General features: G+C 31.6%; 18 protein-coding genes, 2 tRNA genes and 2 rRNA genes (1 of these 22 running past the window's edge). 18 read left to right on the plus strand and 4 right to left on the minus strand.

Translation table 11 applies throughout. The annotated features are described in order from the left end of the window. The 4 genes from MTX53_RS00880 to MTX53_RS00895 all read left to right on the plus strand — a co-directional run. Positions 1-2,401: ribosomal RNA gene (locus tag MTX53_RS00880) — 23S ribosomal RNA — on the plus strand; it begins 507 nt to the left of the window's first position. A gap of 62 nt (positions 2,402-2,463) precedes the next feature. Beyond that, a 5S ribosomal RNA gene (gene rrf, locus MTX53_RS00885) occupies positions 2,464-2,580 on the plus strand. Positions 2,581-2,586: 6 nt separating this feature from the next. Then, positions 2,587-2,662: transfer RNA gene (locus MTX53_RS00890), tRNA-Phe, on the plus strand. 9 nt (positions 2,663-2,671) lie between these two features. After that, positions 2,672-2,745, plus strand: a tRNA-Cys gene (locus MTX53_RS00895). Positions 2,746-2,815: 70 nt separating this feature from the next. On the opposite strand, the gene MTX53_RS00900 is transcribed toward MTX53_RS00895, so the two are convergent. Further along, on the minus strand, positions 2,816-3,760 hold the full coding sequence (locus tag MTX53_RS00900; protein ID WP_244834309.1) for a magnesium transporter CorA family protein: 945 nt from the start codon (positions 3,758-3,760) through the stop codon (positions 2,816-2,818). 249 nt (positions 3,761-4,009) lie between these two features. Between MTX53_RS00900 and MTX53_RS00905 the strand changes: the two genes are divergently transcribed. Then, positions 4,010-4,483, plus strand: a complete 474-nt coding sequence (locus MTX53_RS00905) for a hypothetical protein (protein WP_244834311.1) — start codon at positions 4,010-4,012, stop codon at positions 4,481-4,483. A 28-nt stretch (positions 4,484-4,511) separates the two neighbouring features. Here MTX53_RS00905 and MTX53_RS00910 read toward each other — a convergent pair whose 3' ends face one another. After that, on the minus strand, positions 4,512-5,681 hold the full coding sequence (locus MTX53_RS00910; protein ID WP_244834313.1) for a M20 family peptidase: 1,170 nt from the start codon (positions 5,679-5,681) through the stop codon (positions 4,512-4,514). Positions 5,682-5,816: 135 nt separating this feature from the next. Here MTX53_RS00910 and MTX53_RS00915 point away from each other — a divergent pair, with 135 nt between their 5' ends. The 6 genes from MTX53_RS00915 to MTX53_RS00940 all read left to right on the plus strand — a co-directional run bounded on the left by MTX53_RS00915 (position 5,817) and on the right by MTX53_RS00940 (position 9,183). Then, entirely contained in the window at positions 5,817-5,990 is a 174-nt protein-coding gene (locus tag MTX53_RS00915; protein WP_244834315.1) for a sigma factor G inhibitor Gin, read from the plus strand. Between the two features lie 22 nt (positions 5,991-6,012). Next, positions 6,013-6,657 carry a dTMP kinase gene (tmk, locus tag MTX53_RS00920; protein ID WP_244834316.1) on the plus strand — a complete coding sequence of 215 codons (645 nt, stop codon included), beginning with the start codon at positions 6,013-6,015 and terminating at the stop codon, positions 6,655-6,657. A gap of 56 nt (positions 6,658-6,713) precedes the next feature. Then, positions 6,714-7,046, plus strand: coding sequence for a cyclic-di-AMP receptor (locus tag MTX53_RS00925; RefSeq protein WP_244834318.1), 333 nt, complete (start codon positions 6,714-6,716; stop codon positions 7,044-7,046). Between the two features lie 19 nt (positions 7,047-7,065). After that, positions 7,066-7,995 carry a DNA polymerase III subunit delta' gene (locus MTX53_RS00930; RefSeq protein WP_244834319.1) on the plus strand — a complete coding sequence of 310 codons (930 nt, stop codon included), beginning with the start codon at positions 7,066-7,068 and terminating at the stop codon, positions 7,993-7,995. Positions 7,996-7,998: 3 nt separating this feature from the next. Next, a complete protein-coding gene (locus tag MTX53_RS00935; RefSeq protein WP_244834320.1) occupies positions 7,999-8,904 on the plus strand; it encodes a stage 0 sporulation family protein in 906 nt (301 codons plus the stop codon). 108 nt (positions 8,905-9,012) lie between these two features. Beyond that, positions 9,013-9,183, plus strand: coding sequence for a 4Fe-4S binding protein (locus MTX53_RS00940; RefSeq protein WP_244834321.1), 171 nt, complete (start codon positions 9,013-9,015; stop codon positions 9,181-9,183). A gap of 55 nt (positions 9,184-9,238) precedes the next feature. On the opposite strand, the gene MTX53_RS00945 is transcribed toward MTX53_RS00940, so the two are convergent. After that, positions 9,239-9,889: an MBL fold metallo-hydrolase gene (locus MTX53_RS00945; RefSeq protein ID WP_244834322.1), complete on the minus strand. Its 651-nt coding sequence runs from the start codon at positions 9,887-9,889 to the stop codon at positions 9,239-9,241. 169 nt (positions 9,890-10,058) lie between these two features. Between MTX53_RS00945 and MTX53_RS00950 the strand changes: the two genes are divergently transcribed. From MTX53_RS00950 to MTX53_RS00965, 4 genes are read left to right on the plus strand one after another with little or no spacing between them, the layout of a single operon-like run. Next, positions 10,059-10,514 (plus strand): CtsR family transcriptional regulator, encoded by a 456-nt coding sequence (locus MTX53_RS00950; RefSeq protein WP_244834323.1) that lies wholly within the window; start codon positions 10,059-10,061, stop codon positions 10,512-10,514. 13 nt (positions 10,515-10,527) lie between these two features. Continuing rightward, positions 10,528-11,103, plus strand: coding sequence for a UvrB/UvrC motif-containing protein (locus tag MTX53_RS00955; RefSeq protein WP_244834324.1), 576 nt, complete (start codon positions 10,528-10,530; stop codon positions 11,101-11,103). Beyond that, on the plus strand, positions 11,087-12,103 hold the full coding sequence (locus tag MTX53_RS00960; RefSeq protein WP_244834325.1) for an ATP--guanido phosphotransferase: 1,017 nt from the start codon (positions 11,087-11,089) through the stop codon (positions 12,101-12,103). Before MTX53_RS00955 ends, MTX53_RS00960 begins: the two co-directional genes overlap by 17 nt. A gap of 25 nt (positions 12,104-12,128) precedes the next feature. Beyond that, positions 12,129-14,567 carry an ATP-dependent Clp protease ATP-binding subunit gene (locus MTX53_RS00965; RefSeq protein ID WP_244834326.1) on the plus strand — a complete coding sequence of 813 codons (2,439 nt, stop codon included), beginning with the start codon at positions 12,129-12,131 and terminating at the stop codon, positions 14,565-14,567. A 49-nt stretch (positions 14,568-14,616) separates the two neighbouring features. On the opposite strand, the gene MTX53_RS00970 is transcribed toward MTX53_RS00965, so the two are convergent. Next, a complete protein-coding gene (locus MTX53_RS00970; protein WP_244834327.1) occupies positions 14,617-14,775 on the minus strand; it encodes a hypothetical protein in 159 nt (52 codons plus the stop codon). 170 nt (positions 14,776-14,945) lie between these two features. Here MTX53_RS00970 and radA point away from each other — a divergent pair, with 170 nt between their 5' ends. From radA to MTX53_RS00985, 3 genes are read left to right on the plus strand one after another with little or no spacing between them, the layout of a single operon-like run. Further along, on the plus strand, positions 14,946-16,313 hold the full coding sequence (gene radA, locus MTX53_RS00975; protein WP_244834328.1) for a DNA repair protein RadA: 1,368 nt from the start codon (positions 14,946-14,948) through the stop codon (positions 16,311-16,313). A 16-nt stretch (positions 16,314-16,329) separates the two neighbouring features. After that, positions 16,330-17,394: a DNA integrity scanning diadenylate cyclase DisA gene (gene disA, locus MTX53_RS00980; protein WP_244834329.1), complete on the plus strand. Its 1,065-nt coding sequence runs from the start codon at positions 16,330-16,332 to the stop codon at positions 17,392-17,394. 59 nt (positions 17,395-17,453) lie between these two features. Then, on the plus strand, positions 17,454-18,572 hold the full coding sequence (locus tag MTX53_RS00985) for a PIN/TRAM domain-containing protein (protein WP_244834330.1): 1,119 nt from the start codon (positions 17,454-17,456) through the stop codon (positions 18,570-18,572). The last annotated feature ends 9 nt before the right edge of the window (positions 18,573-18,581 follow it).

Here is an 18,581-nt window from a genome sequence, read left to right on the forward strand (position 1 = left end):
TGAAAAGAACCCCGGGAGGGGAGTGAAATAGAATCTGAAACCATGTGCCTACAACCGATCAGAGCACCTTATGTGTGTGATGATGTGCTTTTTGTAGAACGAGCCAACGAGTTACGGTATGTAGCAAGGTTAAGTACTTAAGGTACGGAGCCGAAGGGAAACCAAGTCTTAATAGGGCGACTAGTTGCATGCTGTAGACCCGAAACCGGGTGACCTATCCATGGCCAGGTTGAAGCGAGGGTAAAACCTTGTGGAGGACCGAACCACGTTGCTGTTGAAAAAGCATGGGATGAGCTGTGGATAGCGGAGAAATTCCAATCGAACTCGGATATAGCTGGTTCTCCTCGAAATAGCTTTAGGGCTAGCGTCGGAAAATGTGAGTAGTGGAGGTAGAGCACTGAATAGGCTAGGGGGCATAGAGCTTACCGAACCTTATCAAACTCCGAATGCCATATACTATCAGTCCGGCAGTCAGACTATGAAAGATAAGTTCCATGGTCAAAAGGGAAACAGCCCAGATCGTCAGCTAAGGTCCCAAAGTGTAAGTTAAGTGGAAAAGGATGTGGGATTTCTAAGACAACTAGGATGTTGGCTTAGAAGCAGCCACTCATTAAAAGAGTGCGTAATAGCTCACTAGTCAAGAGATCCTGCGCCGAAAATGTCCGGGGCTCAAACTTACCACCGAAGCTACGGGTTCATACTTTAGTATGAGCGGTAGAGGAGCGTCGTAATTGGGTTGAAGTCGTACCGTAAGGAGCGGTGGACTGATTACGAGTGAGAATGTTGGCATTAGTAGCGAGATGTAGGCGAGAATCCTACAGGCCGAATATCTAAGGTTTCCTCAGGAAGGTTTGTCCTCTGAGGGTTAGTCGGGACCTAAGCCGAGGCCGAAAGGCGTAGGTGATGGACAATTGGTTGATATTCCAATACCACTACCATCGTTATTATCGAGGGTGTGACGGAGAAGGATAAGATGTGCTAGCTATTGGACGCTAGTCTAAGCATTTAGGGAGTAGGAACAGGAAAATCCGTTCCTATAATTCTGAGGTGTGATGGGGAAGGTTCCTTGTGAACCGAAGTATCTGATTCCATGCTTCCAAGAAAAGCATCTAGAGAGAGAAGTAGTGCCCGTACCGCAAACCGACACAGGTAGATGAGGAGAGAATCCTAAGGCCGACGGAAGAATTGCAGTTAAGGAACTAGGCAAATTGACCCCGTAACTTCGGAATAAGGGGTGCCTGCGAGAGCAGGTCGCAGAGAATAGGCACAAGCAACTGTTTAACAAAAACACAGGTCTCTGCTAAAGCGTAAGCTGATGTATAGGGGCTGACGCCTGCCCGGTGCTGGAAGGTTAAGGGGAATACTTAGCGCAAGCGAAGGTATGAACTTAAGCCCCAGTAAACGGCGGCCGTAACTATAACGGTCCTAAGGTAGCGAAATTCCTTGTCAGGTAAGTTCTGACCCGCACGAATGGCGTAATGACTTGTGCACTGTCTCAACTGCAAATCCGGCGAAGTTGTAGTACGAGTGAAGATGCTCGTTACCCGCGATTGGACGGAAAGACCCCGTAGAGCTTTACTGTAGCTTAGCATTGAATTTCGGTATTGTCTGTACAGGATAGGTGGGAGACTGGGAATTCAGGTCGCCAGATCTGAATGAGTCGTTGTTGGGATACCACCCCGACAGTACTGAAGTTCTAACTGGATGCCATGAAACTGGTGACAGGACATTGTTAGGTGGGCAGTTTGACTGGGGCGGTCGCCTCCTAAAATGTAACGGAGGCGCCCAAAGGTTCCCTCAGAACGGTCGGAAATCGTTCGAAGAGTGCAAAGGCAGAAGGGAGCCTGACTGCGACACATACAGGTGGAGCAGGGACGAAAGTCGGGCTTAGTGATCCGGTGGTACCTCGTGGGAGGGCCATCGCTCAACGGATAAAAGCTACCTCGGGGATAACAGGCTGATCTCCCCCAAGAGTTCACATCGACGGGGAGGTTTGGCACCTCGATGTCGGCTCGTCGCATCCTGGGGCTGAAGTAGGTCCCAAGGGTTGGGCTGTTCGCCCATTAAAGCGGCACGCGAGCTGGGTTCAGAACGTCGTGAGACAGTTCGGTCCCTATCCGTCGCGGGCGTAGGAAATTTGAGAGGAGCTGTCCTTAGTACGAGAGGACCGGGATGGACTGACCTATGGTGTACCAGTTGTTTCGCCAGAAGCATAGCTGGGTAGCTAAGTCGGGACGGGATAAACACTGAAAGCATCTAAGTGTGAAGCCCACCTCAAGATAAGATTTCCCATAGCGTAAGCTAGTAAGACCCCTTGAAGACGACAAGGTTGATAGGTCAGGGGTGTAAGTATAGTAATATATTTAGCTGACTGATACTAATAGGTCGAGGGCTTGACCAAATTAAAAAAGTTGTAATACATGATTTATATGCAATTTTGAAAGAACAAATCTTTCAAAAATATCTGGTGATGATGGCGTAGAGGTAACACTCCTTTCCATACCGAACAGGACAGTTAAGGTCTATTGCGCTGATGGTACTGCATGGGTGACTGTGTGGAAGAGTAAGACGTCGCCAGGTGAATGTGGCTTGATAGCTCAGTCGGTAGAGCAGAGGACTGAAAATCCTCGTGTCACTGGTTCGATTCCAGTTCAAGCCACCATTATTTTATGGCGCTATAGCCAAGTGGTAAGGCAGAGGTCTGCAAAACCTTTATCCCCAGTTCAAATCTGGGTGGCGCCTCCAGATTAAAGATGATTTATCTTAACCCAAGATAGATTGTCTTTTTTTTGTTTTAAATTAAAAAAGATATGTTTTATTTGAACATATCTTTTTTGTATAATATAAATGCTGTAAATGCACATATACCTACTGTTATTAATGCAACTTTTATGAATGCATTTGGATCTGTGGCTGTAAATGGAAGTATAATATTCATTCCAAAAATACCACTCATTATTGTCGGAATTGACATTAATATTGTAACAGAAGCAAGAACTTTCATTACTATATTTAAATTATTAGAAATTACTGATGCAAAAAAGTCCATTGTACTAGCTAAAATATTACTATATATATCAGTCATTTCTATTGCTTGTTTATTTTCTATAATAACATCTTCTAGTACATCTTTATCTTCTTCATATTTCTGCATTAGATCAAGTTTTAACATTTTTTCAAGAGTCAGTTCATTAGATTTTAATGAAGTAGAAAAGTATACTAATGATTTTTCTAATGAATGAAGCTGGATAAGCTCTCTATTTTTCATAGATTTATGAAGTCTTTTTTCTATCATTAGGCTTTTCTTATCAATTTGCCTTAAATATATTAAATAATAAGTTGAAATTTTACTTAATATCTGCAATATAAATCTTGATTTTTTAAAAGTAAAAAATGATTTCACTTTTGAATGTATAAAATCAGTTAAAATTTTACTGTTTTTTAAACATACAGTTATTATTTGCTTTTCTGTATGAATTATAGCTAAAGGATAAGTATCGTATGTAAGTGAATTCTCTTCCATTTCTGTAAAGGGAATATCTACTATTAACAGTGTTACATTATCTTCTGATTCAATACGAGAAGTTTCCTCATCATCTAATGCAGCATTTAAAAAATCTAACGATACTCCTGTTTTTTTGGATATGAGGATTAACTCTTCATCTGATGGTGCAATAATGTTAATCCACGATCCATTTTCAATTGTATCAAGTACTTTAAGTTTATTATTATCAATTTCATTTTTATAAATTCGTATCAATATAAACACCTCTGAATTAAATTACTATACTATACTATATATTATACTATAATAAATTTATCGTAAATTAATATTTTTAAATAAATACATGCAAAAATTAAAGAAAAACAGATAAATAACTAGATATTTCAAAATAAATTGACTATATCGGTGCTTAATACGAAATATTATAAAATTTAAGAATGGATAAAAGAATAAAGAATGAGTATAATCAATAGTATTGGAAAGAAATAGTTGGGGGATACGATAGTGCATAAAGAAATAGTTACTAGAAAAACAACTCCTGTAGTTGTTGCAGTTTTATTTGTAATTGTTGCCTTACTTTACGTATATGAGGGAGTATGCTATCTTAAATTTACACATGTTACTATGCTCAAGATTACTATATACTTTATGATTTCAGTTTTAATTATATTTGAAACTTTGAAATCACGAATATATTATAAATATGCTGTTATTGCTAATAAACTCATCATAAATAGAGTATTTTGTAATAAACAAAAAAATATTGAGAGCATAAATTTTTCAGATATAATTTATGTTGGTACAGATATTTCATCGTGCAAAAAGTTTTCAGCAAAAAATAAAGGTAAATATTCTTTTTTACTTGATAGAAATAAAAGATACTACTGTGTATATGAAAGCAATAATGGATATTATAGCTTTGAATTTACACCAAGCACAGAACTATTAAAATACATAAAGATTGACAAAATAAAATAATACAAATAAGAGTGCATTTAATGCACTCTTATTTTTTTATTGTATTATAAAATTCTGTTTCAACTTCCGATAAAAGATTCTTATTTTCTATCAAATCTATTGATGTGCATACAAGTGCAAGAGCTGCTCTATTACATCTTTCAAAAGCAAAATCGGTTATTGTACTTTTAGCAAAATCTAAGCTTCCATATTTTACAGTACTATTATCTTCTATAATACCTATATATGGATGAATACATGGAACTTTATGACTTACTGTACCTATACTTAGCCCTGCATAAATATCTTTAGGAGGTTTAATGTCTATAATGCCACTTTGCTTAAGATTATGACTAAATAGACGATTTAAAGTCCTATTGCTTATAAGCTCTTCATTCGGACATTCATATAGAGAAAATTCTGATCTCAGATTTGTTATAGATGATATAAATGTACTTATTTTTCTTATAAGATTATTACCATATTCTGCGCTTTCTGTGTCTTTGGCACGAATATAGAATTTTGCTTCTGCACTGCATGGAAGCAGAAGTGGAGTATATCCTCCATTTGATAAAATTGTGTTTATTTCAAGACCTTTTGGATAAGTTTTTTCTAAAGATTTTACTGTTGTTAAAAGAAGTAAAATAGCATCTAATGAAGTATATTTATTTTTATTCATAAAGCTTAAACCACAATCACTTTTAAATTTTACTGATAAAGGTATAATTGCAGAACATGAACCACTTTCACATGTTTCAACATCTGGATGAACAGCCATTACAACATCTATATCATCAAATACACCTTGTTTTGCAAGGACTTCTTTAGTACCTCCTAAATATTCTCCAGGACATCCAATTAGTATTACAGAACCATTCTTTATTATATTTTCAATGCTATATCCAAGAGTTAAAGTAGCAAGCAGAGAGATTGAAGTAAGCATATTATGGCCTGTAATGTGTCCCATATTATCTACTGCGTCATATTCACAGAGAAAACATATTTTAGGATGACCATTTCCCTTCGTTGCAACAAAAGAATTATCAATATCTAAATAATTCTTTTTTATATTAAAATTATATTTCTCTAAAAGAGAGCATATATAGTTACATGATTTTTCTTCCTTGTAGCTGTGTTCAGGATTATTATATAAAAATTTACATAAGTCTTTTATATCATCACCACAAGTTGTCAAAAATGATATTATTTCTTGCCTCATAATTTGCCTCCCAGAATAGAATGTTTAAAATTATTTTCTCCATTTTTTAAGAATTTATGCTTTTTTAGATTAAAGTATTTTTTTATGGTAATAATATATTATGTAAGATTAGTAAAGGATGGTGGGAATTAGAATATGAAAAAGACTGGTAATTTATGTTTTATATGTAGAAAGAAAAAAAGTAATGGTATAATAATAAATGGAGATTTTATCTGTAGAGATTGTGAGAAAGATTTAATTTCTAAAACGCCATATGATGATGGCTACGATAAAAATAAAGATAAAATAAAAGTGATTTTATATAACTAAAAGAAAATGAGGTAATATTTATATGAGTAATGGTTTTTTTATAGTTTTTGAAGGTGGAGAAGGTTCAGGAAAAACTACTGCCATTGAAAAAGTTGAAAAGTGGCTTAGTCAAGAGCAAGGATATGATGTTATTGTTACGAGAGAACCTGGAGGGATAAAAATTTCAGAAAGTATAAGAAATATTATTTTAGATAAAAATAATACTTTAATGGATCCTAAAACAGAAGCTCTTTTATATGCAGCTGCAAGAAGGCAGCATTTAGTAGAAAAAATAATTCCAGCACTTAAGATGGGAAAAATTGTTTTATGTGATCGATTTATAGATTCTTCTCTTGCGTATCAGGGTTTTGCAAGAAATATAGGAATAGCGGAAGTTTATAATATAAATAAATTTGCAATAGGAAGTTTTATGCCTGATATATCAATATTATTTGATATTGATCCAAAAGAAGGATTAAGCAGGATAAAATCTAACTCTGAAAGAGAAGTAAATAGACTTGACTTAGAAAAAATTGAATTTCATAAAAAAGTAAGACAAGGCTACGATATTATTTATCAGAATAATAAAGACAGAATGGTAAAAATAGACGCTTCGAAGTCGCCTTTAGAAATAGTATCAGAAATAAAAGGTATAATAGAATCTAAATTATTTAAAGATAGAAAATAGCTTTTATTTTATGGTAAAATAGTATAAATGAAATTTATATTTAAGGGGCGTAATTTATGAAATTAATAATAGCTATAGTTCAGGATGATGATGCAAGCGATGTTATTGAAACATTAACAGATGAAAATTATAGAGTTACTAAGCTTTCTACAACAGGAGGATTTTTAAAATCTGGAAATACTACACTTATGACTGGTGTTAAAGAGGACGAGGTTAAAAATGTTCTTAAAATAATAAAAGATATATGTAAAGAAAGAAAGGAAATGATGATAACTCCTTCTTCGCTTTCATCAAATGAAGGGGCATTTATGAATCAATATCCTGTGCAAATAAATGTAGGTGGAGCTACAATATTTATATTAGATGTAGATCAGTTTATAAAAATATGATTTTTAGGAGATTAGAATATTGAGGGAAATAATTGGTCATAAATCCATTATAGAACTTATAAATATAAGAAAGCAGACAGATTCTTTTTCTCATGCTGCTCTTATAACAGGGGTTGATGGTATAGGAAAGAGCATTATTGCTACGAAAATGGCATCGGCTATCTTAAATCGTGATGTGGAAGAATGTGCAGATTTAATTAAATATTATCCAAAATCTAAATCTTTTGGAGTCTCTAATGTTAGAAGTGTGCTTGAAGAAACAAATAAAAAGCCTTATGAAGGCGATAGAAAAGTTATTATTTTATATAAATGTGAGCTTATGACAGTAGAAGCACAGAATGCGTTATTAAAAACAATTGAAGAGCCGCCATATGGAATTTTCCTTATTTTGCTTACTGATTCACTAGAGAGCATTTTAGATACAATAAAGTCACGATGTGAGATTTATAAATTAACTCCTCTTTCAAAAAGTGATATTCAAGAATATATTAATATAATGTATAAAGAAACTGAAATCTCTGAGAAAAAAGCGGCAATAGCATATAGCATGGGTGTGCCTGGAAAAGTTGATAGGTTTCTAAATGATAATAATTTAAAAATACTTAGAGATTTTACAATAGATATGTTTTATGACATAATACAAAAGAAAAATGATTTCGCAGTTGTTTATACGAAGAAAATAGAAGAACTCAATGATAAGAAAATGGAATTATTAGATATTGTATTGAGTTTTTCACGAGATATAATATTTTGTAAAGAAGTAAATGATGATGATTTACTAATTAATTCTGATAAGTTTGATAGTATAAAAGATATTTCGAGAAAAATATCATTAAAAAAGATGAATGGAATTTTAAAAAGTATAGAACAAGCAAGGGATAATTTTAAGAATAATACAAATTATTTAGTTACGTTAAATGTACTGTTTATTAAATTTGCGGAGGTATAATTAATGGTAAAAGTAATTGGAGTACGATTTAAAAAAGTTGGAAAAATTTATTACTTTAGTCCAAATCACTTAGATGTGAAAAAAGGAGACAATGTAATAGTAGAGACAGCTAGAGGAGTAGAATTTGGTGAATGCGTTATTGGCCAAAAGGAAATTGATGAATCATCTATAGTAGCATCTTTGAAATGTGTTATGAGAATAGCTGATAAAAATGATTTCAAAAAACATAAGGAAAACATAGCAAAAGAAAAAGATGCAATGGAGATATGTATAAAGAAAATAAAGCAACATAAGCTTTTGATGAAACTTATTGATGTTGAATATACATTTGATAATCATAAAGTTATTTTTTATTTTACAGCAGATGGTAGAATAGATTTTAGAGAACTTGTAAAAGATCTTGCTACAATATTCAAGACAAGAATTGAGTTAAGACAGATAGGAGTACGAGACGAAGCCAAGATGGTAGGAGGAATAGGACCATGTGGAAGGAGAATGTGCTGCTCATTATTTTTAGGAGATTTTGCATCAGTATCCATAAAGATGGCGAAAGAACAGAATCTATCATTAAATCCTACTAAAATATCAGGTATCTGTGGAAGACTTATGTGTTGCTTAAATTATGAACAAAGTACATATGAAAGCATAAGAAAAAAGATGCCAAGGGTAGACTCAATAGTAAAGACTCCAGATGGAACAGGTCAGGTAGTTTCAAATTCAATTGTTAAAGAACAAGTTAAAGTTAAAATAACTGTAAAAAATGAAGAACTATTAAAGGAATATAGTTTAAAAGATATAGAGCTTGTATCAGGCAAATATGAAGATCAGGTAGCTGATTCAAAAATAAAGCTTGAGGTTGATAGTGAAGAAGATAAAAAACTTATAAAACAACTTATTAAAAACGAATAAACATAAATTTTATTATTTAAAATTTTAATAGTATTTAGGCTTTAAAAATATTGAAATACATGATAAAATAGGAATGGTTAAATATAAATTTTAGGAGGTGTTTTTAGAATGGCATATAAGATTAATGATTCATGTATAAGCTGTGGTTCATGTGCTGCAGAATGTCCAGTAGGAGCAATCAGCCAAGGAGATACTCAATACGTTATTGATGCAGATGCTTGTATTGATTGTGGAACATGCGCTACTACTTGTCCAGTTGGAGCACCAGAACAGGCATAGTATAGCAGAAATATGAAATATTTCTATGTGAAGCACAGGATAAATTCCTGTGCTTTTACTTTTTATTAATATTAAATAGAAGAACTACAGGTTCAGATAAAGATTTTATGTCTTCAAAAGTAATATCTACTGAATTTGAGTTTATTTTTTTTATATTTTTCATATTTATTATAAAATCCTTTATTGGATTTAAAAATGAAGGACCTATTTCTGTTTTATAATTCATAGGAATTATAAATTTAGCATTTATAATGCTGCACAGAATAGAAGCTTTAAAACCATCAAGAGTAAACTGACCGCCTATTGGAATAAAAAGAATATCAGTATTTTTAATACTTTTAAGTATTTTTTCATTTGGAATGCAGCCAGTATCACTCAAATGACATAAAGTTATGTTATCAATAGTATATTTATAAATAATAACTGAACCTCTCTTTAATCCGTTATTTTGATCGTGATATGTACTGTATCCTGAAATTTCACAAAAACTGTTAGAAAAAGTTTCAGGCTGGTTTATTATTTTTGTTGTTTTATTTATTTCGTTTATATATGAATTATAAATATGATTATGACTTATGGTTATTAGATCACATTTTGGATATAAATAATTATAATTAGGTTCAGGAGGAAATGGATCTATGAGGATTCTTTTACCATATAAATTTTTTATTAAAAAACATGAATGCCCATACCATGTAATCTGCATATAGCACCTCGTACTTTAATTTTATTTATTAATAGTATTAACAATAGTTCTTGAAAATAATCAAGAATTAAGTATAATTGAATATAATATTTAAAGATTATAAAAAATGTAGTATAATATAACAAAGGTCAAAGTAAGTCAAAAACAAAAATGATAGGTGGTTAATATTATGGCAAGACTTTCAGATATTATTGAAGAATTTATAAAAGAGATGTTTAATGAAAGTAATGAGAACACTGTTTTCATTCAAAGAAATGAGCTTGCTGACCAATTTCAGTGTGCACCATCTCAGATTAATTATGTTCTTACTACAAGATTCAGTTATGATAAAGGATATCTTATAGAAAGTAAAAGAGGTGGAGGAGGACACATTGCAATAAAGCAACTTGAATATGATAATTCAAATGAACGTGAGAAGATAATAAGTGAGAGCATAGGCGATACCATAACGTATCATAATGGACTTGCAATTCTTAATAGTCTTCTTGAATCTCAAATTATTAAAGAAAATGAATATAATATTATGAAGATAGCAATAAATGATAGAAGCCTCTGCAATGCTGGAGACAGAAACAAAGTGCGTGCAGACATACTAAAAGGAATGATAATGGTAATTTTATCGTAAAGGTGGGATAGAAATGTTATGTGAAAAATGCAAAAAAAGAGAAGCTAGAATAAATATAGTTAAAATAGTAAATGGAAAGAAACAGGAAACATGGCTTTGTGAAGAATGTGCAAAAGAAATTTATGGGATACCTTCATTAGATGCAATGATATCAGGAGAAGGCTCTCCTTTATCTAATATTCTAACAGGATTTATATCTGGCAGCAGCAAAGAGAGTATGCCTGAAAGCAGGACTCTTATATGTCCTAAGTGTGGACTTACGTATGATGAATACAAAAATACGAAAAAGCTTGGATGCAGCACTTGTTATAGAGTATTTAAAAACGAAATTGAATCTGAAATTAATAAACAAAGAGGTACATCACATATAGGCAAAGTCCCCAAATATGCTAAAAAAACAATTTCAAGAAGAGAAAATCTTCAGCAGCTTAGAAAGAAAATGCAGGAATATGTAGTATCAGAAGAATATGAAAAAGCAGCTGTTGTACGTGATGAGATAAAAGAACTTGAAACAGCAATTATAAAACAAGTACAGTTAGATGAAAGTTTAGGTCAAAGAGAGGATGATCAGGATGGAAAATTGGATTGATTTTAATGGAGATACAAGAAGTCTGATTTTAAATAGTAAAGTGACACTTTCTAGAAATTTTGAAAAAAACTCTTTTCCAACTAAAATGAATAGTTTAGAATGTAAGAAAATAGTCAATAATGTATATTGTACTATAAATAATAATTTTCAAAATCAGGATTTTCAATTAGTAGATCTTTCAACTGAAGATCCTTATAAAATAGATGAATATTTAAGAAAACAGATTATCACAGAAAATTCTTTAAGAAATAGAGAAAAAACATCAATTATAGTAAATGAAGATGAAACTTTAAGCATAATTTTAAATGAACAAGATAATGTAAAAATTCAGATTGCGACAGCTGGATTAAATTTTGAAGAAATTTATAATAATGCAGATAATATTGATAATATTATTGAAAGAGATTATTCATATGCTTTTGATTCAAAACTTGGATATTTAACTGCTTCTGCTAATGATGTTGGAACTGGAATGCATATATCTGCTCTTATGCATCTGCCATGTATTGTTTTAAACAAAAAGACATCAGAAATAAAAAATTCACTTGTAAGAAAAGGAATAATATTTAGAAGTAAATATCAAAAGGATAATAAGCCATATGGAGATTTATTTGAGATTTCTAATAGATATACATTAGGAATAAAAGAAAATGATATAATAGGTAATTTAAAAGAGAGCATTATTGAGATTTTGGCACTGGAGCAGACAATGCGTGAAGAACTTTTTTTGAAGACGAAGTATGAACTGCAAGATAAAATAATGCGTGCATATGCAGTTCTTTCAAGCGCTATTATGCTTGAAGAAGAAGAAACAGTAAAACTTTTATCTGCAGTAAGATTTGGTGTAGAAGTTTCTCTTTTGGATATAGATAAAAGCAAGATTAATAAAATTCTTCTAAGTACAGATGATAAGTCTGTTCAAAGCAATTTTGATGAAAAACTTGATAAAAGAAGAATGAATTATGAAAGAGCGCAGATTGTAAAAAAAATGCTCATATAATTATTATAAACAAGGAGGTATTTATATGGAGGAAAGTAGATTAACCGAGAGAGCACGAGATGTAATACTTAAAGCAGAAGAGGAGTCTGAAGCTTTTAAGCATGGATATGTAGGTACTGAACATATACTTATTGGAATTTTGAGGGAAAAAGGTTATTCTGCAAAACTTTTAAATAAATATGGCGTTACAATAGAGAATATTCGAGAAATGATCGAGAAGTATCTTGGATATGGGGAGATAATGAGTAGCCAAGACAGCATTCTTCTCACACCAAGAACAAAAAGATTATTAGATGAAAGCTATGGTGAAGCTAAAAAATTGAAACACAATTTTGTAAGCCCAGAACATATTCTTTTAGCTTTGTTTAAGCAGAATGAAGGAATGGGATATACAATTTTAAAGAATCTTCAATTTGATTTTTATGAGGCTATTGATGAATTGCACATCTTTTTGTCTAAGAATTATGAAGATAAAGAAGAAGATTTAGAAAACTCTGACAGCAAAAAGAAAGATAATACTCCTCTTTTAGATAAATATGGATGCGATTTAACTGATATGGCAGAGAAAGAAATGCTTGATCCGGTTATTGGTAGAGAAAAGGAGAATGAAAGAGTACTTGAAATACTTCTTAGAAGAATAAAAAATAATCCGTGTTTAATTGGAGAGGCTGGAGTTGGAAAAACAGCAGTCGTTGAAGGACTCGCACAGAGAATAGTTCAGGGAGATATTCCTGAAAGTTTGAGGAATAAAAGAGTAATATCCCTTGATATGACGTCAATTATAGCAGGAGCAAAATACAGAGGAGAGTTCGAAGAAAGACTTAAAAAAATAATGGATGAACTCATAAAGAATAAAGATATAATAATATTTATTGATGAAATCCATACTATAATTGGAGCTGGAAATGCAGAAGGTGCTATAGATGCATCTAATATATTAAAACCTGCTCTTGCAAGAGGAGAAATTCAGTGCATAGGAGCAACAACAATTGAAGAATATAGAAAATATATAGAAAAAGATCCAGCACTTGAAAGAAGATTTCAACAGGTCATGGTAGGGGAGCCTACAAAGGAAGAGACATTAGAAATTCTTAGAGGATTAAAAGAAAAATATGAAGAACATCATAAAGTAAAGATTACAGAAGAGTCTTTAAAGACAGCTGTTGATTTATCAGAAAGATATATTCAAGATAGATTTATGCCAGATAAGGCAATTGACCTTATTGATGAAGGGTGTGCTATGGTAAGAATAAAAAATCTTACAATGCCTCCTGATCTTAAAAACATAGAAGAATCTATAATAGATATTTCTAAAGAAAAAGAAGAAGCTGTTAATATGCAGGATTTTGAAAAGGCAGCAGCTCTTAGAGATAAACAGAATAATTTAAAGCAAAAGCTTGCAGATTTAAAAAAGGAATGGAATACAAAAAATCAAGCAAAAACACTTATGGTTACAGAAGACAGCATAGCTTCTGTTGTGTCAAACTGGACTGGAATACCTGTTCAAAAGTTAACAGAAAAAGAAAGTGAGAAACTTTTAAAACTTGAAGAAATTCTTCACAAGAGAGTTATAGGACAGGATGAAGCTGTAGAGTCTATATCAAGAGCAGTAAGAAGAGCAAGAGTAGGAATAAAAGATCCATCAAGACCAATTGGAAGTTTTATATTCCTAGGACCTACAGGTGTTGGAAAGACAGAACTTTCAAAAGCACTTGCAGAAGCAATGTTTGGCAGCGAAGATAATATAATAAGAATTGATATGTCAGAATATATGGAGAGTCATTCTGTTGCAAAACTTATAGGGGCGCCTCCTGGATACGTAGGATATGATGAAGGCGGACAGCTCACAGAAGCAGTAAGAAGAAAACCATATTCGATTGTTCTTCTTGATGAAATAGAAAAAGCACATTCAGATATATTCAATATACTCCTTCAGATTATGGATGATGGAAGACTTACAGATGGTAAAGGTAAAATGGTAAGTTTCAAAAATACTATTATAATAATGACATCAAATATAGGTGCACATGATATAAGAAGACAAAATACATTAGGTTTTAGTGCAGCAGAAAATAGCAAAGCTGACTATGAAAAGATGAAAGAAAATGTTATTGGAGAATTGAAAAAGAAATTCAAACCAGAATTCATTAATAGAATTGATGACACTATAGTATTTCACAAACTTACTTCTGATAATATGACGAAGATAGTAGAGCTTATGCTTTCATCAGTTAAGGAAAGACTTAAAAAGAGAAATATTTATCTTAATTTTAAAGATGATAGCAAAAAGTTCCTTTTAAATAAGGGAATAGATCTTGATTATGGTGCAAGACCTTTAAGAAGAATAATAATAAAAGAAGTAGAAGATAGACTTAGCGAAGAAATACTTGAAGGAAATATTAGACTTGGTGATAATGTTAATGTAACCGAATCAGATAGTAAACTCGTTTTTGAAAAAGTATAGATAAAATAAAGTGGAACAAGAGATAAAATCTTATTCCACTTTTATGTTTTTATTTTATAACTTTTGGATTATTTATATTTGAATTGTAAATAAAATTATCAACTACGTTTTCTGAATAAAGATTTGAATATAAACTGCTTAGAGCGGTTACATTATTATCATGAAGAACGTTGTGAAATGTTATATCTGTATCTTTTCTATTTGACAAGTTAATCACCCCTTTCAGAACATATAATTTAGTCTTTGCAGAAAAATAAAATATATTCATTAATAATTTATTAAAAAAAAATAATATTTCAAAAATATAATATTATAGGAGTATTTTTTATGTTATTATAAAATATAGTAGATATCATACTTTATAAGGAAGGATTATGTATGGCAAAAAAAAGTACGTTATTTGTATGCCAAAATTGTGGATATGAATCAATAAAATGGCTCGGAAGATGCCCTGAATGCAAAGAGTGGAATACGTTTAACGAAGAAGCAATACAGGATAATAAACAAGATAAAAAACTTAATTATGATACTATTTCAAACATTAATAAACCAAAAAGTATCGTAGATATAGAATCTGGAGATAAACAAAGATATGATACTGGGATAGAGGAACTTAACAGGGTACTTGGAGGAGGACTTGTCAGGGGGTCTCTTACTCTTATATCGGGAGAACCAGGTATCGGAAAATCAACTATTTTGCTTCAGACTGCAGATAATATAGCTTCAAAATATGGCACAGTATTATATGTATCTGGAGAGGAATCAGAGGAACAGATAAAAATTAGAGGCGACAGATTAAAGACGATGAGCAGTGAACTGTTTATTGTATCTGAAACAAACCTTGATATAGTTGCATCTCATATAAGTAATATAAATCCAAAGTTTGTAATTGTAGATTCTGTTCAGACAATGTATAAAGAAACGCTTACTTCTGCACCAGGCAGTGTTTCACAGGTAAAAGAATGTGTTAACACGATAATGCGAATATGTAAAAGAAATAATATCCCAATTTTTCTTGTTGCACACGTTACTAAAAATGGAGAGCTTGCAGGTCCAAGAGTTCTTGAACATATGGTAGATACAGTTCTTTATTTCGAAGGAGAAAGAAGTGGAGAATATAGAATATTAAGAACTATGAAAAACAGATTTGGAACTACGAGTGAAATAGGTGTTTTTGAGATGAAGGAAAATGGACTTAATGAAGTAAAAGATCCATCTGCTTATTTTATTGAAGATGTAGAGTGTAATAAGGATGGTTCAGCGGTTATTGGAATTATGGAAGGAACAAGGCCTATTTTAATAGAACTTCAGGCACTTGTTACTGAAACAAATATGGCTATTCCAAGAAGAACTTCAATAGGTGTAGATAATCACAGATTAAGTCTTATTTTAGCTGTACTTGAGAAAAAATTAAGAATTCACTTCTTTAACAAGGATGTTTATGTAAATGCTGTAGGTGGAATGAATATAGACGGAACAGCAGCAGACCTTGGTATAGCGGTTTCTCTTATTTCGAGTGCAAGAAATAAACTTTTTTCTATTGATAAAACTATATTTATAGGTGAAATAGGTCTTACAGGTGAAATACGTCCTGTACCGTTTTCGGAAAGGCTTATTAAAGAAGCTGTAAAGATGGGTTTTGAAAATGTAGTTATTTCTAAAAGAAATGCTGCTAAATTGAAATGCTCAGATATAAATATCATAGGAGTATCTGATATAAGAGAAGCTGTAAATAAAATTTTTTAAAGAATGGTGAGTGGTGATGAGACTAGAAAAAAGTATTAATATCAAAAACATGCTCAAAATACTTTGTCCTGGAACCATTTTGAGGGAAGGACTTGAAAATATTTTAAGGGCAAAGACTGGAGGACTTATTGTAATTGGAGCCAGCGAAGAAGTAATGAATATGGTTGATGGTGGATTTAGTTTAAATATAGATTATTCGCCTTCATATATTTATGAATTAGCCAAAATGGATGGAGCAATTATAATAACTGAAGATTTAAGAAAAATAGTTTGTGCAAATGTTCAGCTTCTTCCAAGTCAATCAATTTCTACAACAGAAACAGGAACAAGACATAGAACAGCGAGCCGTGTGGCTAAGCAGACAAATAATATGGTTATAGCAATATCTCAAAGAAGAAACATAATAACGGTTTATAAAGGAGATATTAAATATGTTTTAAAAGATATAAGCATAATTCTTGCAAAAGCCAATCAGGCTATACAAACACTTGAAAAGTATGTTACCGTACTTGACAGGGTAATAGACAATTTAAATGTTCTTGAATTTCAGGATCTTACAACTTTATTTGATGTAACTACAGCGATACAGAGAACAGAGATGGTATTAAGAATAGTTGAAGAAATAGAAATGTATATAATTGAACTTGGAAATGAAGGAAGATTAATTTCAATGCAGCTTAATGAACTTATAAAGCATGTTGAGAGAGATGGACTTCTTTTAATAAGAGATTATTGTTCAAGAGATCTTGATTACAATGATATATATGTACAAATACAGAAGTTATCATATAATGAACTTTTAGAGCTTGATACTATTTCTAAACTTCTTGGTTTTTCAGTTACTTCGGTAATGGATACGCTTATTTCTCCAAGAGGATATAGAATACTAAGTAAAGTACCTAGAATTCCAGGGGCAGTAATAGATAATCTTATAAATGAATTCCAAGAACTTTCAAATATATTAGAAGCTGATATAGAAGATCTTGATAAAGTAGAAGGAATTGGAGAAGCAAGAGCGAAAGCTATTAGAAATGGACTTAAAAGAATAAAGGAACAGGCAAATTTAAAAAGAGATATGTAAACTTAAAGTGATTAAAAATTTTATAACATGTAGATAATTTAATAAGGAGGTGAAAGTACATGTTAAAAAGAGTATTTACAGGACTATTTACAGTTATCGGTTTAGGAATCGGTTATCTTATAGCGTATATATTATTGAGTATACCAAGGATAAACGAAATAAATTATATACAAACAGCAACAGGATCGCTATTATTTTATATTATTGTTAGTTTAATTTTTGGAATTATAATGTTTTTATTATCACCTATGATCTATAAATCAGTAAGAAAACTCATAGAGTATATTGAAAAAATAGTACAGAAAATGAGTGTGGCAGAAATATTATATGGTACATTTGGAGCAATAGTTGCTTTAATACTTGCAACATTTATAGCAGGACCAATTGGGAAAATATCGTTTATAGGACCATTTCTTTATATCATAATAAATATTATTTCAGCAATGGCTGGAGCAGCAGTTATGATAAAGAAGAAAGATGATATAACAGCATTTTTAGTTTATTTAAAAAAGTCTCCAGCAAGAGAGAAAAAAGTTAGAGACAAAGAAACATCAAAAGATGAATCTAAGATTGATAATAGAGGAATACCTAAGGTTCTTGATACATCTGTTATAATTGATGGAAGAATATTTGATATATGCGAGACTGGTTTTGTTGAAGGACCACTTGTAATTCCTAATTTTGTTCTTGATGAATTAAGACATATATCAGATTCTTCTGATTCTTTAAAGAGAAATAGAGGTAGAAGAGGTCTTGATATATTAAACAAGATACAGAAAGAATTAAAAATAGAAACAAGAATAGTTGATGATGATTTTAAAGATATTGCAGAAGTTGATAGTAAGTTATTAAAACTTGCTCAAAAAATGAATGGAAAAGTTGTTACTAATGACTACAATCTAAATAAAGTAGCAGAATTTCAAGGCGTGCCTGTTTTAAATATAAATGAACTTTCAAATGCTATAAAACAGGTTGTACTTCCTGGAGAAGAAATGGATATTACAGTAATAAAAGACGGAAAAGAATTAAGTCAGGGAGTAGGCTATCTAGATGATGGTACTATGATTGTAATAGAAGAGGGAAGAAAATTCATAGGAAAAACTATTAAAGTTATTGTTACATCAGTACTTCAGACAGCAGCAGGAAGAATGATATTTGCAAAACCAAAAGAAAGTTAGGAGTTAATT

Source organism: Clostridium sp. BJN0001 (genome assembly GCF_022869825.1).
Lineage (GTDB): Bacteria > Bacillota > Clostridia > Clostridiales > Clostridiaceae > Clostridium.

What these genes read in the sequence shown, in the direction of transcription:
- MTX53_RS00910 (WP_244834313.1), bottom strand. Translation starts at nt 5,681, where the DNA reads ATGAGGCAAGAAATAATATCATTTTTGACAACTTGTGGTGATGATATA.
- MTX53_RS00915 (WP_244834315.1), top strand. Translation starts at nt 5,817, where the DNA reads ATGAAAAAGACTGGTAATTTATGTTTTATATGTAGAAAGAAAAAAAGT.
- tmk (WP_244834316.1), top strand. Translation starts at nt 6,013, where the DNA reads ATGAGTAATGGTTTTTTTATAGTTTTTGAAGGTGGAGAAGGTTCAGGA.
- MTX53_RS00925 (WP_244834318.1), top strand. Translation starts at nt 6,714, where the DNA reads ATGAAATTAATAATAGCTATAGTTCAGGATGATGATGCAAGCGATGTT.
- MTX53_RS00935 (WP_244834320.1), top strand. Translation starts at nt 7,999, where the DNA reads ATGGTAAAAGTAATTGGAGTACGATTTAAAAAAGTTGGAAAAATTTAT.
- MTX53_RS00940 (WP_244834321.1), top strand. Translation starts at nt 9,013, where the DNA reads ATGGCATATAAGATTAATGATTCATGTATAAGCTGTGGTTCATGTGCT.
- MTX53_RS00945 (WP_244834322.1), bottom strand. Translation starts at nt 9,889, where the DNA reads ATGCAGATTACATGGTATGGGCATTCATGTTTTTTAATAAAAAATTTA.
- MTX53_RS00950 (WP_244834323.1), top strand. Translation starts at nt 10,059, where the DNA reads ATGGCAAGACTTTCAGATATTATTGAAGAATTTATAAAAGAGATGTTT.
- MTX53_RS00955 (WP_244834324.1), top strand. Translation starts at nt 10,528, where the DNA reads ATGTTATGTGAAAAATGCAAAAAAAGAGAAGCTAGAATAAATATAGTT.
- MTX53_RS00960 (WP_244834325.1), top strand. Translation starts at nt 11,087, where the DNA reads ATGGAAAATTGGATTGATTTTAATGGAGATACAAGAAGTCTGATTTTA.
- MTX53_RS00965 (WP_244834326.1), top strand. Translation starts at nt 12,129, where the DNA reads ATGGAGGAAAGTAGATTAACCGAGAGAGCACGAGATGTAATACTTAAA.
- radA (WP_244834328.1), top strand. Translation starts at nt 14,946, where the DNA reads ATGGCAAAAAAAAGTACGTTATTTGTATGCCAAAATTGTGGATATGAA.
- disA (WP_244834329.1), top strand. Translation starts at nt 16,330, where the DNA reads ATGAGACTAGAAAAAAGTATTAATATCAAAAACATGCTCAAAATACTT.
- MTX53_RS00985 (WP_244834330.1), top strand. Translation starts at nt 17,454, where the DNA reads ATGTTAAAAAGAGTATTTACAGGACTATTTACAGTTATCGGTTTAGGA.